The following is a 13,674-nucleotide window of genomic DNA, read 5'->3' on the forward strand; positions in this document are numbered from 1 at the left end:
TTATAGAGAAGGTTGATGGGTATATTTGCGATGCAACTCAAGCGAGTACAGACCTCGAACCTTACAGGAAGAGCCTCCATCAACGCTTTGAGGGCTCCCGAGACCAAGCTAGGCGTGCACGAAATCAACTGAGCAAGTTGGCAACCGAGTTACGCGGCAAAGCCGAGTGCCTGGAGATCGAGAGCGCAGGCTGGGTATAGATCCCGTCCAGCCCCAGTAGGGACGGTGCGCAGGGGATAGAGCCAGGAGGGCGATCGACGCTCCTGCGGGCTGCTGACGGGCCGCAGAGGCATCAGCGAAGGCGGGCGAGGCAGGCCGGCACGGGGTAGGGGGGCAGAAGTCTAGGGGGTCTCGGCCCGGATACCGCCCTGTACCTCATTCGTAGGTTTTTTTCTGCCTCGGCTGAATTTTCGGCTAGGCTCAGTTATTGCGCAGAAACGGAATATTCAGATCAGCAAATCAAAGCCCCGAAAGCCAGCATCTATGCGGGTTGATAGCGCGTTTTGACCCTCTTGATTTCGTGGTGAGCCACGCATTTCGCCCCCCTTTCTTTCCGCACTGGCATTGCTCAAAATGGGCTGACGCAATACGGCGTCAGGAGATGAGCATGGAAATTCGATTGATTGGCGGACGCGCTGAAGGGCAGTCCATGACGGTGCCGGATGACGCGACCCACCACGCTGTCACGCATGAGGACGGAACGGTTGAGATGTACACGACTCACCATAGCTTTGAATTCAGCGACTCCAGATCAGGCCGAGGGGTGAGCAAATTTGCTTACTTTGCACTTCGCTCCATGTCGTTCGACGAAACGCTGGCACGCGCTCACGAGCTTTTTGATGATCCAGAAGAGGATTTGCCCCATTGAGTGGGGTACTTTGCAATTTGTCGGTACCTTTGACGGTATCTTCCAGAGTTGAGGTTGAGAAGCCAAGTGTTCATGCGGTTTGCAGGGTTGAATGCGGCTCCGACAAGCGCACCATTTGGCTATCCCGGATAGTCTCGGAATACCCCAAAACCCGCATGCTTCCTAGGCATCGCGGGTTTTTCTTTGTCTCACGTCATCCTGCGCGACTCCTGTCCATATCAAAAATATTGGTATCTTTGTTGGTATGAGATCGACCGACACTGGCAGATGCCAATAAAAGGGGCGTCCATGGTGCTGACAGACACGTTTTGTAAGGCAGGCAAAGCACTCCGTCGGCCAGCGGGCAGGCTCACGTTGAGGCGCTGCCTTATCAGATGGTCTCTTGCTTCAGCTAATTCAGGCTTTCCTGCGCCGAGTGGCCACGAAGCCCATCATTGCCATCAGCGAGGCAAGGCCTATTAAAGAGTACTCGGCAAGAGTGGGCACGGACGTTGGTGCGATTGCGGGCGGTGGGAAGAAGGCGGCGGAAATGTATCCCACGTAGTCCGACCCGTTTTTGATCCAATGGCCGGTAAAACACGCTTGACCAGGGGTGCGGGTGAACGTAAGGGGGACGTCGTACCTGGTATCGTTGCCGACGAGTGACAATTTATCCGCAGATAGCATCAGATCGTAAGCGCCGAGGCTCGTGCATATTAAAGAGCTGCCGTCCGTGCCCGTCATTTGCACGTGTCCCGACTGCGCCATTGATTGCGTGCCGTTCGTGTACTCGATACCACTGCATGTGCTGGGCTGAAGCCTCACCCAATTGATGTTTAGCGTTCCTGCCACCTCCGCGCATTTGGCTGGGTCGTAAGCGGCTTGCGCGAATGCGCTGCCGCAGCAGACCGCGCTCGCGAGTGCCAAAGACACAAGTCGTTTTGCCATGCTCCCTCTCCTTGAGTTGTCTATTTATTATCCATATTGGGAAATTGTCTCCGCATCGCAGCGGCCAAATGGCATGAAAACTGGAAACGGCAGGAAAACATGAACGTTGTCCTCAGCTGGTCCTCAGGAAAGGACTCCGCGCTGTCGCTGCTCCGGTTGCGCGAAGACCAGCGTTACCGCGTCGTGGGCTTATGCACCACACACGTCAGCGGCTGGATCCCCTATCAGAACGTGTCACTGGGCGTGGTGCATGATCAGGCGGCTCGATTGGGCTTGCCGCTCATCGGTATTGCGCTCCCGCAGGTGTTTCCTCCCAACGAGGTCTACCAGCGTTGCGTCGTCGATGGGTTGCGGGCCAGCGGCTTACCTTTTGAAGCCGTGGGTTTTGGGGACATGTTCCATAACGGCATTGCGGACTACCGGCGCAGCTATATTGAACCTGCGGGTTGGCAGTGCGTGTTTCCGCTGCTCGGCGAGGCGCCGGCGGCTCTGGCGCGGGAGGTGCTGGAACGCGGGATCCGCACCCGGGTCACCACAGTAGATACTGATCAACTGGAGGGTGATTTCTGCGGGGCTTGGTACAACGACGCTTTTTTGGCCGGTCTCCCCTCCGCCGTGGATCCCTGCGGAGAAAACGGGGAATTCCACACGCTGGTGCTGGAGATGCCCGGTTTCTCGCATCCTCTGGACATGGATGCTCTGGATGTGGACCGCAGCGGCCGTTTTCATTCGCTGCGTTGGCGCTTCCTCGCCCCCAGGAAGCCGCCTTGAATGCAACTGCCTGTGCGGGCGGGTGAGCTCTGTCTGACATGCGACAACCATCAACGCCCCGGTATGAGAGGATGAACGCAAGGGTTCGCGAACGAGCCTGAAGTCCCCAACGCTGATATCCCGAAAGGCTTTTCCTTTCATGAACTTTTCCCTATCGCCGGAAATCGCGGCCTTGCGCGACAAGACCCGCCAATTCATCGCCGAGCAGGTCATTCCCCTGGAAAGGGACAAGCGGCAATCGCATCATGGCCCTGATGAAGAGCTTCGCCGGGAGCTCATAGGGCGGGCCCGCGCCGCAGGCCTGCTGACGCCTCATGCCTCGAAGGAAATGGGCGGTCTTGGTCTCAGCCACATAGCCAAGGCCGTGGTGTTCGAGGAAGCCGGCTATTCCTGCCTGGGCCCCACGGCGCTCAACATCCATGCGCCGGACGAAGGCAACATCCACCTCATGGAGGAGGTGGGTACGCATGAGCAAAAGGAACGCTGGCTGCGTCCCCAGGTGGCAGGCGAGACGCGCTCCTGCTTTGCCATGACGGAGCCGTCCCCAGGTGCGGGAGCCGATCCCTCCATGCTCGCCACCACCGCCGTGCGTGATGGCGACAGCTACCTGATCAACGGCGAGAAGTGGTTCATCACGGGGGCCGACGGCGCTGACTACGCCATCATCATGGCCCGCATGGAAGACGGCTCGGCCACCATGTTCCTCTCCGACATGGACCGCCCTGGCATCAAGCTGGAGCGCAACATGGACGCGATGGACGCCTGCTTCACGGGAGGCCACGGCGTGCTGCGCTTCGAGAATCTCCGCGTGCCCGCAACCGACGTGCTTGGCGAAATCGGCAAAGGTTTCCGGTATGCCCAGGTTCGTCTGGCGCCAGCCCGGCTGACCCACTGCATGCGTTGGCTGGGGCAGGCCAGGCGCGCGCATGACATCGCGCTCGACTACGTGAGCAAGCGCCAGGCTTTCGGCAAGCCGTTGGCCGAGCACGAGGGGGTGGGCTTCATGCTGGCCGACAACGACATCGATCTGCACACCGCGCGCCTGCACATCTGGCACACGGCCTGGTTGCTCGACCAAGGCGAAAAGGGCAACTATGAATCCAGCCGGGCCAAGGTGGTCTGTTCCGAAGCCGAGTGGCGCGTGGTCGATCGCTGCGTGCAGATGCTTGGCGGGCAGGGGGTGACCACCGAAACGCCCGTCATGAAGATCTTCACCGATATGAGGGCCTTCCGGATCTATGATGGTCCCAGCGAGGTCCATCGCTGGAGCATGGCTCGCAAGCTCGTTCACGCGGCTGGAAAAACCGGCCACTGATTTCAACAGGAAAGAGACCACTCATGCTCAAGCTTTGCGGCTTTTCAGGCAGCAACTACTACAACAAGGTCAAGCTGGCGCTGCTTGAAAAAGGCGTGCCGTTCGAGGAAGTGCTGGCCTGGGTTGGCGAGACGGATCTGTCCGCCAGTCCGCTCGGCAAGGTGCCCTACGCCATCACGGATGAAGGCCCCTTGAGCGAATCCACCATGATCCTCGAATACATCGAGGGCCGCTACCCAGAGAAGCCGCTGCTGCCCGCCAGCTCTTACGAAGCCGCCAAGGTGCGTGAGCTGGTGCGCTACATCGAATTGCACCTGGAATTGGTGGCACGCAATCTCTATCCCGAGGCCTTCTTCGGGGGCAAGGTGAGCGATGGTCTCAAGGACAAGATCCGGCCTCAGTTGGAGAAGAACGCCGCCGCTTTTGCCAAGCTGGCCAAGTTCTCACCTTTCATCGCCGGTGACCGGTTCACGCTGGCCGACTGTGCCGCAGCGGTGCACTTGCCATTGGTCAGCAGCGCCAGCAAGATCATCTATGGCCAGGACGTGCTGGCGGGCTTGCCTGTGAAAGATTACCTCAAGCAACTGGGCGAGAGGCCGGCGATGCAGAAGGTGAACGCGGACCGCAAGAGCAACACCGAGGTCATGATGGCCCGCATGAAGAAGGCCCCCTGATACGCTTGCTAGCGCGCTTACCGACGCGCTTGGCTGGATGCCTCGGCCGGCTCGTCAAAAAGCCGGCCGTGCCCGGCGCTGTGAGCAGGTAGGCCCGCTGTGCGCATCAGGTCCCAGAAGCCAGCCGGGGAACTGGACACCACGGGTACTCCGAGCTCTGCCTCGACAAGGCGGGTGGCGGCCAGCGTGCGCAGGCCACCGCAGGAGATCAAAATCGCATCGGCGCCTGGCTGGGCGCGATACACCTCGCGGCACAGGTCGGCCAGTACCGACGGGGGAACTTCGCCGACCGCCTGCACATCGGTGATCGAAAGGCCGCGCACGGCAGTGGGAGTGAAACCAGATTCGCTCAGGAAGGCCTTGAGCTGCTGGTTGACTTCATCGATGTAGGCTGTCGCTACCGCGACCCGTTGGGCATTCATGCTGCGCAGGCCGTGAACCACCGCATCGCTCATGGTGGTGCAGGGCAGGCCGCTGGCTTGTGCCATGGTCTGCTTTAACGCTTCGTTCGCTTGGCCGCCACGGTAGAAGCTGAGCGACGTGCCCATGAGCGAGAGCGCCAGCGCACCGGCATCCGCCAACTCGCGTGCCAGCGCGGCCACGCGGTCAATCACGGCGTTGTAGCCGCGGTTGGAGATTTCGGAAAGGCCCAGCCCGCGCGCGCTGAAATGCGCGCGGCCTGTGTACAAGGCCGCACCCTCGGGCGGCACCGCGCCATCGCTTGGCGGAACGATCAACCCCAGGTGCGGCAGCATGTTTATCTCCCTTCAGGCGTCATCTTGCGCTCGCGAACCACGCGCAACCAGTGCGTTCCTTCTTCCTTCATCGCTTGCTGTGCCTGTTGCGGGTTCAGAAAGGAAATAGGAAGCCCTTGGGCCAACGCCCCGCGGGCGGTCTCGGGCTGTTCCAGCGCGGTCTTGATGGCCGCCGACAGCCGGGCCGTGATGGCCGCAGGCGTGCCAGCCGGTGCCAGCATGAACAGGCGCGGCTCCACGTTGAAGCCAGGGACGGCATCGGCCAGGGGCCGTATGTTCTCCGCACCGGCGACCGGCGCGCGGCTCATCAAAGCCAAGGCACGCACGCGGCCGGTCTTGGCTTGCGCGGCCGCTGCGGTCACGCTCACCACACCCAGTTGCACTTGGCCGCTGATCACATCGGGCACGATCTGAGAGGCTCCGCGGTAGGGAACATGCAGCGCGAAGGTATTGGTCTCCTGCTTGAGCATCTCGAACCCCATGTGGTGCACGGTGCCGACACCCGAGGTCGCATAAGACAGCTTGCCTGGATTTTTCTTGAGTTCGCGCACCAACTCGGCCGGTGTGCGGGCCGGAAAATCACCGCTGCTGATGATGACCAGCGGCGCCACGAAGAGGCCCGCCACGGGCGTGAAAGCCGTCAGCGGATCGACCGACTGCGCCGGTTGCAAGGCGCGGGCAATCATCAGCGCGCTTTCACCCACCAGCAAGGTGTAGCCATCGGGTGCCGCCTTGGCCACCGCATCGGCCGCTATCTGCCCTGTTGCTCCCGCACGATTCTCGACCACCACCGGCTGACCGAGCTGTTGCGAAAGCTGATTGGCCAACAAGCGTGCGGCGCCATCCACACCGCCGCCAGCGGAATAGCCGACCAGCAAGCGGATGGGGCGGCTCGGGTAGTCCGGCTGAGCCCAGGTCACGGAAGGCGCCAACGTGCTGGCCAGAGCCAGGGCGGCCAACCATCGGCGCCGGATGGGGCGATGCAAGAATTTCATCAGGGGGTCTCCGTTCTTCTTTAAACGACAGGGGCAGGCAGGCCGAAGCGTCAGGCTTTGCCTTTGCCGCCAGAAAGAGGCCGCTTGGCCAGTTCTTTCACGCGGGCTGGATCGGGTGCGAAGCCCAGCCCAGGCCGCTCGGACAGCGTCAGCCAGCCGTCCTGTGGTTCGGGCAGGTCGTTGAAAATCTGGCGCAGCATCTGCACCGCCACGTAGTGGTACTCGACCATGCCGCCATTGGCCACGCCGGCATGCAGGTGCATGTTATGGAAGGGCCAGGCGCCGCCGTTGTCGATCGGCACGTTGAAGGCTTGCGCCATTCCGGCGATCTTCAGGCACTGCGAATAGCCGCCGGAGATCGTCACGTTGGGCTGCAGCACGTCGGCGGCTTGCCCTACCAGCAAATCGCGGAAACGGAAGGCCAGGCCTTCGTTCTGGCCACAGGCGAGAGGGATGCGCGTGCGGCTGCGCAACTGGGCCATCTGCCGCACGTCGTTCTGCGTCAGTGGCTCTTCGAAGAAGCTGATACCGTAGGGCTCGATCTGTTGCGCCAGCTCCGTCGCATGGAACAGATCAAGGCCGCAGTTGGCGTCCACGTAGAGCTTGACATCCGGCCCCACGGCTTCGCGCACCGCGGACACGCGGCGCACATCTTCCGCAATCACTTCGTCGATCGGGCGCGGCTCATCGCGCCGGGCCAGGGCATGCCCGCCGACGGTCATCTTCAGGCGCTTGAAGCCCCGCTCGACCCACAGCTTGGCCGCGGCGGCCAGCTCATCGCGTTCAAAAAAGCCGAAGCCGAAGGTGGCATAGACGGGCACACGCTGCCGGGCACCGCCCAGCAGGCGCCACAGAGGTTGCTTCAAGGCTTGCGCCTTGAGATCCCACAAGGCGATGTCGAGCGCGGCGATGGCATGGCTGGCATAGCCGGTCTGGCCGCGTGGCGAGAGCAGCCAGTAAAGCTTTTCCCATAGGCGCTCAGTGGCGGTCGGGTCTTCTCCGATCAAGGCGGGCCCGGCCACGTCGCGCACGATGGAGGCAATGACTTCCTCTTCGGTAATGGCGGTCATGCCATGCCCCACCAGACCGTCATCGGTCTCTACTTCAGTCAGGCACAGGGAGAGGGATGTGGTCTTGTTCAGGCCCAACACATCGATGGTCACGGGGATGAACAGAGGTGTCGCACTGACGCGGACGATCTTCACGCTTGTGGTCTCCAGGGGAATCGTTTCAGTGGCGCAAATTATTTCATCGCGACGGCGCGCGGACAATTCGGCATTCATGCAACGAGCCTTCGCGTTACGCGAAGGCTCGTTGCATTGGCCGAGATCGAATCGGAAAGGAGGCGCAGGCTTAAGCGCGGGGCTGAGCGTCGGGGGCGCCCAGGAAATCCAGCACGGCGCGCGCTGCCACGGTCAATCCCTCCACCCGCCGCACGCACAGCAGATGCTTGCGGCGCATCCAGGGTGCGTCCAGTTGCAGGCAGCGCAGGCGCATGGTCGCCAGTTGAGGGGCAATGGCCGCACGCGGCAGCAAACCGATGCCCACGCCTTCTTCGGCCATGCGGCACACGATGTCGAAACTGCCCACCTGCATGCGAACCTTGAGCGATACGCCCAACTGTTCAGCACTGGCATGCAGCAAGCGATACAAGGCGGTGCCTTCGCGTACCACGATATGTTCGTGGCGCAGCATTTCGGTCACGTCCAGGCGCCGGCGCCGTGCCAGCGGATGGCTCAAGCCCACCACCACAGCCAGTTCGTCCTCGCGGTAGGGCAGGCATTCCAGGTCCGGTACCGGTGTGTGGCTTTCCAGCACACCGATGTCGGCCAGGCCGCTGCCCACAATCTTGCCCACTTCGGAGCTGGTGTGTTCCTGCAAGTCGATCTTCAGGCCGGGGTGCTGTCTCAGGAACGAGCCGATCTGGGCTGGCAGGAACTGCGCGATCGCCGAAGCGTTGGCCACAATCCGCACGATGCCGGTGATGCCATGATGGAAGTCGTCCAGCTCGGCGTTCATCCGGTCCAGGGCCAGCAGCACCATGCGCGCATGGGCCAGCAGCGCGTGTCCGGCGGGCGTCAGTACCACGCCGCGCGCGTGGCGGATCAGGAGCGGCAGGCGCGCCCGTGCTTCCATCTCGGCGATGCGCTTGCTGGCTGCCGCCAGCGCAAGATGGCAATGCTTGGCAGCGCGGCTGATGCTGCCGTGTTCGGCCACCGCGACGAACAGGCGCAGTGAGCGGAGGTCATCGGTCATGGCGGTTTGGGTTTGTGTCCGGATTTTGATGTTCCAGGCACGAATCCTATCTCGGCGTTCGCTGTACCCCTGGCCTTAAGCGGCTGTAGGGATAACCGGAAGGGTCTGCAGGGGCATCACCCGGTGCTTCCACCAGCAGGATGCCGCGAGCCAGCGGTGCGAAGTCTGCGCGGAAGTGGCAAGTACTCTTGAGAGCCAGGATGGCGGCTTGCGCGCGGTCGGCGCCCAGGTGATGAAACGGAGCCGGGTCGAAGGCTTGCATGCGCGCGGAACTGACCGCGATGCGCGTTCCTCCGGTGCGCAGCAGCGCCATCGGGCCAAGGTCCAGCTGCAGGCCGCCGGCCACGGTTCCCGTGGACATCAGCCGGCCGCTGCCCAGTCGCTCGACCAGGAAACGGCCTGCGAAGGCCGGCTGCCCCAGATTGACCTCGATGGTTGCGCCTTGCCCGGCAGCGTGGGCCACTGCCGCTGCCTGGCCATCGCACAGGATTCCCAGCAGCGCATCTTCGGCCTTCGCGCGGACCAGTTCCGCGAGCAGGCTGGTGGTGTTGGAGCCTGCACCCGCGCCAGGGTTGTCCTGTACATCTGCGAGGAGTATCGGCCCGTCCCCAGGCGCCCTGCAGCGCTGTATGGCTTCCTTGACGGCCGCATTCACGGGCCATAGAGCAGCATCGAAGTTCCGTGCCTCATCCATGAGCCTGCTGTACAGGTGCCCGCATGCGCCATCGGCGGCCTTTTGGGTGTCCGCGTGCACCATGATGGCCGGGCCGCACCAATGACGGTCATTCAAGGGGAAGCCCGCCGCATAGCAGCGGCTGACGACTTCGCCTGCGTCGGCGAGCGATTGCCCGGCGATGCGCTGGCTAGGGCCATCCAGGGTGCATTGAGCATGCAAGGGAATCAGGAACGGGGAATGCGCTATCGCCACTCCAGCAGAGCGGCCATGCGCCAGCAGCCGGTGGATCAGGGCGGCAGCGATCTTTCCGCATGCCACGCGATCGACGTGCGGGTACGTGCGGTAGACAACTGCGCCATCGATCATGCGGGCAAAGGCAGGGCTCAGGTTCGCGTGGTAGTCCAGCGTGACGGCGATCGGTAGGTCTTCTCCCACGACCTCGCGCACGCGGCGCAGCAATTCGGCTTCGGGGTCGTCCAGAGAGGGCGTTGCCATGGCGCCGTGGAGCTCCAGGTAGATGGCGTCGGGCAGAGGCGCTTCCGTGAGGCGCGAGAGCAGGGCCCCGCACACATGTTCGAAGGCCTCGTCGCTGACCATGCCGCCAGCTCCTCCGCTGGCCCACGCCAACGGCACCAAGGCATGCTCTTGTCCAATGGCTTGCAAGAAGCCCGTGGTGGGAAAGCTGCCCGTGCTCAGTTCGTCCAGCATTTGATCGCCGAGCAAAAGAGGTGGCCTGTCTCTACGGCGAAGGAAGTGATTCAACCCCACATCCTGCGAAGGCGCGAAGGAGTTGGATTCGTGCGAGAACCCGCCGATAGCGATGCGTCTTCCGGCGGTTTGAGCCCTCATGCGAGGGCTCCCTGACAGAGATTACTCAATCTGTACCCCGCTTTCCGCCACCATCGTGCGCCAGCGCCGCCGCTCGCTCTCCATGAATTGCGCATGCTGCGCCGGCGTGTTCGGCTCGCTTGGCGAGATGCCCATGTCATTGATTCGTTTCACCACGGAGGAATCGCGCAAGGCCGCGTTGATGGCGTCGTTGAATGCGCTTACCACCGTGGCCGGTGTCTGCCTGGGAAGGAAAACGCCATTCCAGGTCGGCATGGCAAACCCCGGAAAGCCTTGCTCTGCCACCGTAGGCAGTTCTGGCGCACCAGGCAACCTCTTGGGGCCAGGGTGGCGAGCATCCTGAGCTTGCCCTCCTGCGCCAGTTGGCGGCTCAGCGACAGGGTCATCAGAGCCAGATCCACACGGCCCGCCACCAGATCAGGCACGACGTGGCTTTCGCCCTTGTAAGGGATGTGATTCAAGGTGACACCCCCGCGTTTCCACAAATACTCTTGGGCGATGTGCAGCGTTCCCATGGGCCCGGCGGACATATAGGAAACCTTGCCCGGATGGGCTCGCGCGTCTGTCAGCACATCTGCCAGTGATCGGTAGCGGCTGGTGGCGGATACCGCCATGACAAAATCAACATAGCAGAAGTTGCCGGCATCGACGAAGTCGCGCGCGGGTTTGTAGGGAAGCGTGGGCTGCGTGTACTCCAGCAGTGCGTTGGTGCCTACGCCGCCAAACAATGCAATCAGGCCATCGGGGGGCGCCTTGGCCACGTAGGATGCCGCGATCACCCCCGCTGCGCCGACGCGGTTCTCGACGATCACGGACTGCCCGAACGAGCCTTCCATCGATTTGGCCAGAAGCCTGGCGAGCACATCGGTGGCGCCGCCAGCGGCAAAGGGCACCACGAGATGCACAGGCGACGATGGCACGCCTCGTTTTTTTCCTCGGCTCCGGCCTGCGTGTTCAGAAGCGGCAGCCCGCCACTGGCAAGGGCCATGCCAAGCCACTGGCGGCGAGACAACCGGGTGAACCGATCCGAAGCCTGTCCGTTTTCACGCATGCGTTCCTCCAATCGTTGAAGTTTCATTGATCCAGCCGAATCCCGGCTTCCTGCACCACACGGCCCCACTTGTCGTATTCGCTGCGCACGAAGCGTGCGAGTTCCTCGGGCGAACTGCCGGAGGGTTCGGCGCCCAGCGCATCCAGCCGCTGGCGGAGCGCGGGGTCGGCGAGCGCGCTCACCATCTCGGCGTTGAGTTTGCTGATCACGGCTGGCGGCGTCCCCGCTGGGGCGAACAGGCCGTACCACGCGCTGGCTTCATAACCGGGCACACCAGCCTCGGCAATCGTCGGAACTCCGGGAAATGCCGCCGAGCGTTTGCCATTGGCCACGGCGATCGGGCGCAGCTTGCCGGCCCGGATGTGTGGCGCCACGGTGGCGAGATCGAAGGTCATGTCGACTTGGCCCGCGACCACGTCAGTGACTCCCTGGGCGACTCCTTTGTAGGGAATATGTCTGATATCCACCTTCGCCATGGTTTTGAGCAATTCTCCTGCCAGATGCTGAGAGGCGCCAGCGCCGCCAGAAGCGTAGGTCAGCTTGCCGGGATGGGCGCGGGCGTAGGCCAGCAGGGATTTCATATCGGTGACGGGTACCGCGGGATTGGCAACCAACATCAATGTGCCGCTGGCCACCAATCCGATGGGCGCGAAATCCTTCAGCGTGTCATACGGCATGCGTGAGAAAAGATGCACATTGACCGCATTGGTGCCGATGGAGCCCATCAGCAGCGTATAACCATCGGGTTTGCTCTTCGCCACGAAATCCGCACCGATATTGCCGCTGGCGCCTGGCTTGTTTTCCACGATGAATTGCTGGCCCAGGCGCTGGCTGGCATGCTGTGCGATCGAGCGGGCCAGAATGTCGGTCAGGCCTCCGGCCTGGAAGGGCACGATGATGCGAACCGGCGCTAACGGATAAGGGGCGGCTTCCTGAGCCGGCGAGGCCAGAGACACGGTAGCCAGCACTGCGGCGGTCACGAGCTTCTTCATGAAAAGTCTCCTTGTGCGCGTTCGCGCTTATGTTGTTCTATCGCTTGAACCTGCCTCTCAGTGCGTGCCGTCCAGGATCGCGCCATCGGCACGCAGCCGGGCGCGCAGGACCTGTACGTCGAGCGCGTTGAAATCGTCGCTGGCCGTGTCTCTCAGCATCGCGGCGGCGGTACCCGCGGCCTGGCCCATTGCCAGGCAAGGGCCCATCACGCGGGCTGAGCCGTGGGCGCCGCGATCAGCCGAGAGAATGCGCCCTGCCGCCGCCACATTGCGCAGCCCCTTCGGCAGCAGGCATCCCCAAGGGATGTCGTAGGACCCTCCCCTTCCACGGGAATGCGGACCTGCCCGGTGCCGGACTGGTGAATATCCACATGATGAGAGCCTTTGCCGATGCCGTCCTCGCGCTTGCGCGCTGTCAGCACATCTTCCTGCGACAGGCAGGCATGCCCTTCGATGCGGCGCGTTTCGCGTACGCCGACCCGGCTGGCGATGCCGCTGTAGGCGGCCTGCTCGAAGCCGGGTACGTGCCGGCGCATGAACTCGCAGCATTGCCAAACCTGTTCGGACAAGCCGGCGAGCGTCGCGCTCAGATCCCTGGTGCGGGTTCCGTCAATACCACCCATGCGCGTGGAGTTCAGGCACACTTCGCCGCGCTGGCGAGAAGTGGGTTGGATCATGATCAGCGCGGTGGGGTAGAGCTCGCCGCGGGCGATCGCGGCGGACACCAGGGGGCCATTTCCGTTCAGGAACACGGTGGGCTCGCCTTGCGCCCGTGCTGCTTGCGCCAGCTCACGGTCCGTTCGGCCCTGGCGAATGGCCTCGCTTTCACCGAGCGCGAAGTGCTCAGGATGGTCGTGCAGGAATTCCAGCAGCGGCGTGGTCTGAACGCCGGACATGCGGAACATCAGCGACACCGGTTGCAGTTCTCCGTCGGGGCCGCCCTGCAGCACGGGTCCGCCGGCGGCTCGCACAATGTCGGCGTCGCCTGAACAATCGATGAAAAGTGGCGCGCGAATCTCCGTGCGGCCTTCCTTGTTGAGCACGTGCAATGCGCGCACACGCTCGCCTTCCATGCTCACACTGTTTGCCCAAGTGTGCAGCAGCAGCCGGACGCCCGCTCGGGCTAGCGTGCGTGCCACGGCCAGCTTCATGACCTCCGGATCCAGACATACATACCAGATCAACCGCCAGTCGTTTAGAGGTCCTATGTATCCGCCCAGTCGCTCGCATTCAGCCAGCAGCTCGCGCCCGACGCCGCCGAGAATCCATTCACCACGCGCATTGAGTGCGCCATCAATCGCCATGCCGCTGATCAACTCGCCGCCAGGCATCGGCCCGGACTCCACGAGTATCGTGCGGGCACCGCCGCGCGCCGCGGCCAGCGCAGCGGCAATACCGGACGCGCCCGCGCCAAGCACGACCACGTCGCTATCGGTCACCTGCGCAGCTGGCGCGAAGTCCGCTTGTGTCTCCATCTTCTCGATCTCCAGGTTGCCGCCTCGATCGGGCGTGAGGGAATTATTCGAGGTGCATGGCCATTCGTCC

At 62.8% G+C, this 13,674-nt stretch carries 15 protein-coding genes; 4 read left to right on the forward strand and 11 right to left on the reverse strand.

The window, feature by feature from the left end:
* The first annotated feature begins 607 nt into the window (after positions 1–607).
* Positions 608–868, forward strand: a complete 261-nt coding sequence (locus WJU18_RS07120) for a hypothetical protein (RefSeq protein WP_423459409.1) — start codon at positions 608–610, stop codon at positions 866–868.
* A 396-nt stretch (positions 869–1,264) separates the two neighbouring features.
* On the opposite strand, the gene WJU18_RS07125 is transcribed toward WJU18_RS07120, so the two are convergent.
* The gene (locus WJU18_RS07125) at positions 1,265–1,795 is read right to left on the reverse strand and encodes an IPTL-CTERM sorting domain-containing protein (RefSeq protein WP_423459410.1); all 531 of its coding nucleotides are present in this window, start codon (positions 1,793–1,795) and stop codon (positions 1,265–1,267) included.
* Between the two features lie 99 nt (positions 1,796–1,894).
* On the opposite strand from WJU18_RS07125, the gene WJU18_RS07130 reads away from it, so the two are divergent.
* The 3 genes from WJU18_RS07130 (at position 1,895) to WJU18_RS07140 (ending at position 4,555) form a co-directional block, all read left to right on the forward strand.
* The gene (locus tag WJU18_RS07130) at positions 1,895–2,566 is read left to right on the forward strand and encodes a hypothetical protein (RefSeq protein ID WP_423459411.1); all 672 of its coding nucleotides are present in this window, start codon (positions 1,895–1,897) and stop codon (positions 2,564–2,566) included.
* A 139-nt stretch (positions 2,567–2,705) separates the two neighbouring features.
* Positions 2,706–3,881, forward strand: a complete 1,176-nt coding sequence (locus WJU18_RS07135; protein WP_423459412.1) for an acyl-CoA dehydrogenase family protein — start codon at positions 2,706–2,708, stop codon at positions 3,879–3,881.
* A gap of 23 nt (positions 3,882–3,904) precedes the next feature.
* Positions 3,905–4,555, forward strand: coding sequence for a glutathione S-transferase family protein (locus WJU18_RS07140; RefSeq protein ID WP_423459413.1), 651 nt, complete (start codon positions 3,905–3,907; stop codon positions 4,553–4,555).
* A gap of 17 nt (positions 4,556–4,572) precedes the next feature.
* Here WJU18_RS07140 and WJU18_RS07145 read toward each other — a convergent pair whose 3' ends face one another.
* The 10 genes from WJU18_RS07145 to WJU18_RS07190 form a co-directional block, all read right to left on the reverse strand.
* Complete coding sequence (locus WJU18_RS07145; protein ID WP_423459414.1) at positions 4,573–5,310, reverse strand: aspartate/glutamate racemase family protein; 738 nt, start codon at positions 5,308–5,310, stop codon at positions 4,573–4,575.
* Between the two features lie 2 nt (positions 5,311–5,312).
* The gene (locus WJU18_RS07150; protein ID WP_423459415.1) at positions 5,313–6,305 is read right to left on the reverse strand and encodes a Bug family tripartite tricarboxylate transporter substrate binding protein; all 993 of its coding nucleotides are present in this window, start codon (positions 6,303–6,305) and stop codon (positions 5,313–5,315) included.
* A gap of 50 nt (positions 6,306–6,355) precedes the next feature.
* Positions 6,356–7,510 carry a mandelate racemase/muconate lactonizing enzyme family protein gene (locus tag WJU18_RS07155; RefSeq protein ID WP_423459416.1) on the reverse strand — a complete coding sequence of 385 codons (1,155 nt, stop codon included), beginning with the start codon at positions 7,508–7,510 and terminating at the stop codon, positions 6,356–6,358.
* Positions 7,511–7,658: 148 nt separating this feature from the next.
* Complete coding sequence (locus tag WJU18_RS07160; protein WP_423459417.1) at positions 7,659–8,561, reverse strand: LysR family transcriptional regulator; 903 nt, start codon at positions 8,559–8,561, stop codon at positions 7,659–7,661.
* A gap of 46 nt (positions 8,562–8,607) precedes the next feature.
* Positions 8,608–10,086 carry a M81 family metallopeptidase gene (locus WJU18_RS07165; protein ID WP_423459418.1) on the reverse strand — a complete coding sequence of 493 codons (1,479 nt, stop codon included), beginning with the start codon at positions 10,084–10,086 and terminating at the stop codon, positions 8,608–8,610.
* Positions 10,087–10,107: 21 nt separating this feature from the next.
* The gene (locus WJU18_RS07170; protein WP_423459419.1) at positions 10,108–10,371 is read right to left on the reverse strand and encodes a tripartite tricarboxylate transporter substrate-binding protein; all 264 of its coding nucleotides are present in this window, start codon (positions 10,369–10,371) and stop codon (positions 10,108–10,110) included.
* Positions 10,287–11,006, reverse strand: a complete 720-nt coding sequence (locus WJU18_RS07175) for a tripartite tricarboxylate transporter substrate binding protein (RefSeq protein ID WP_423459420.1) — start codon at positions 11,004–11,006, stop codon at positions 10,287–10,289. Before WJU18_RS07175 ends, WJU18_RS07170 begins: the two co-directional genes overlap by 85 nt.
* Before the next feature lie 154 nt (positions 11,007–11,160).
* Positions 11,161–12,030 carry a Bug family tripartite tricarboxylate transporter substrate binding protein gene (locus tag WJU18_RS07180; protein ID WP_423459421.1) on the reverse strand — a complete coding sequence of 290 codons (870 nt, stop codon included), beginning with the start codon at positions 12,028–12,030 and terminating at the stop codon, positions 11,161–11,163.
* Positions 12,031–12,186: 156 nt separating this feature from the next.
* On the reverse strand, positions 12,187–12,396 hold the full coding sequence (locus tag WJU18_RS07185; protein ID WP_423459422.1) for an FAD-dependent oxidoreductase: 210 nt from the start codon (positions 12,394–12,396) through the stop codon (positions 12,187–12,189).
* Positions 12,336–13,604 (reverse strand): FAD-dependent oxidoreductase, encoded by a 1,269-nt coding sequence (locus WJU18_RS07190; protein ID WP_423459423.1) that lies wholly within the window; start codon positions 13,602–13,604, stop codon positions 12,336–12,338. The genes WJU18_RS07185 and WJU18_RS07190 overlap by 61 nt, the downstream gene beginning before the upstream one ends.
* Positions 13,605–13,674 lie beyond the last annotated feature (70 nt).

Origin of the sequence: Ottowia sp. VDI28 (genome assembly GCF_049532675.1) — a bacterium.
Lineage (GTDB): Bacteria > Pseudomonadota > Gammaproteobacteria > Burkholderiales > Burkholderiaceae_C > Ottowia.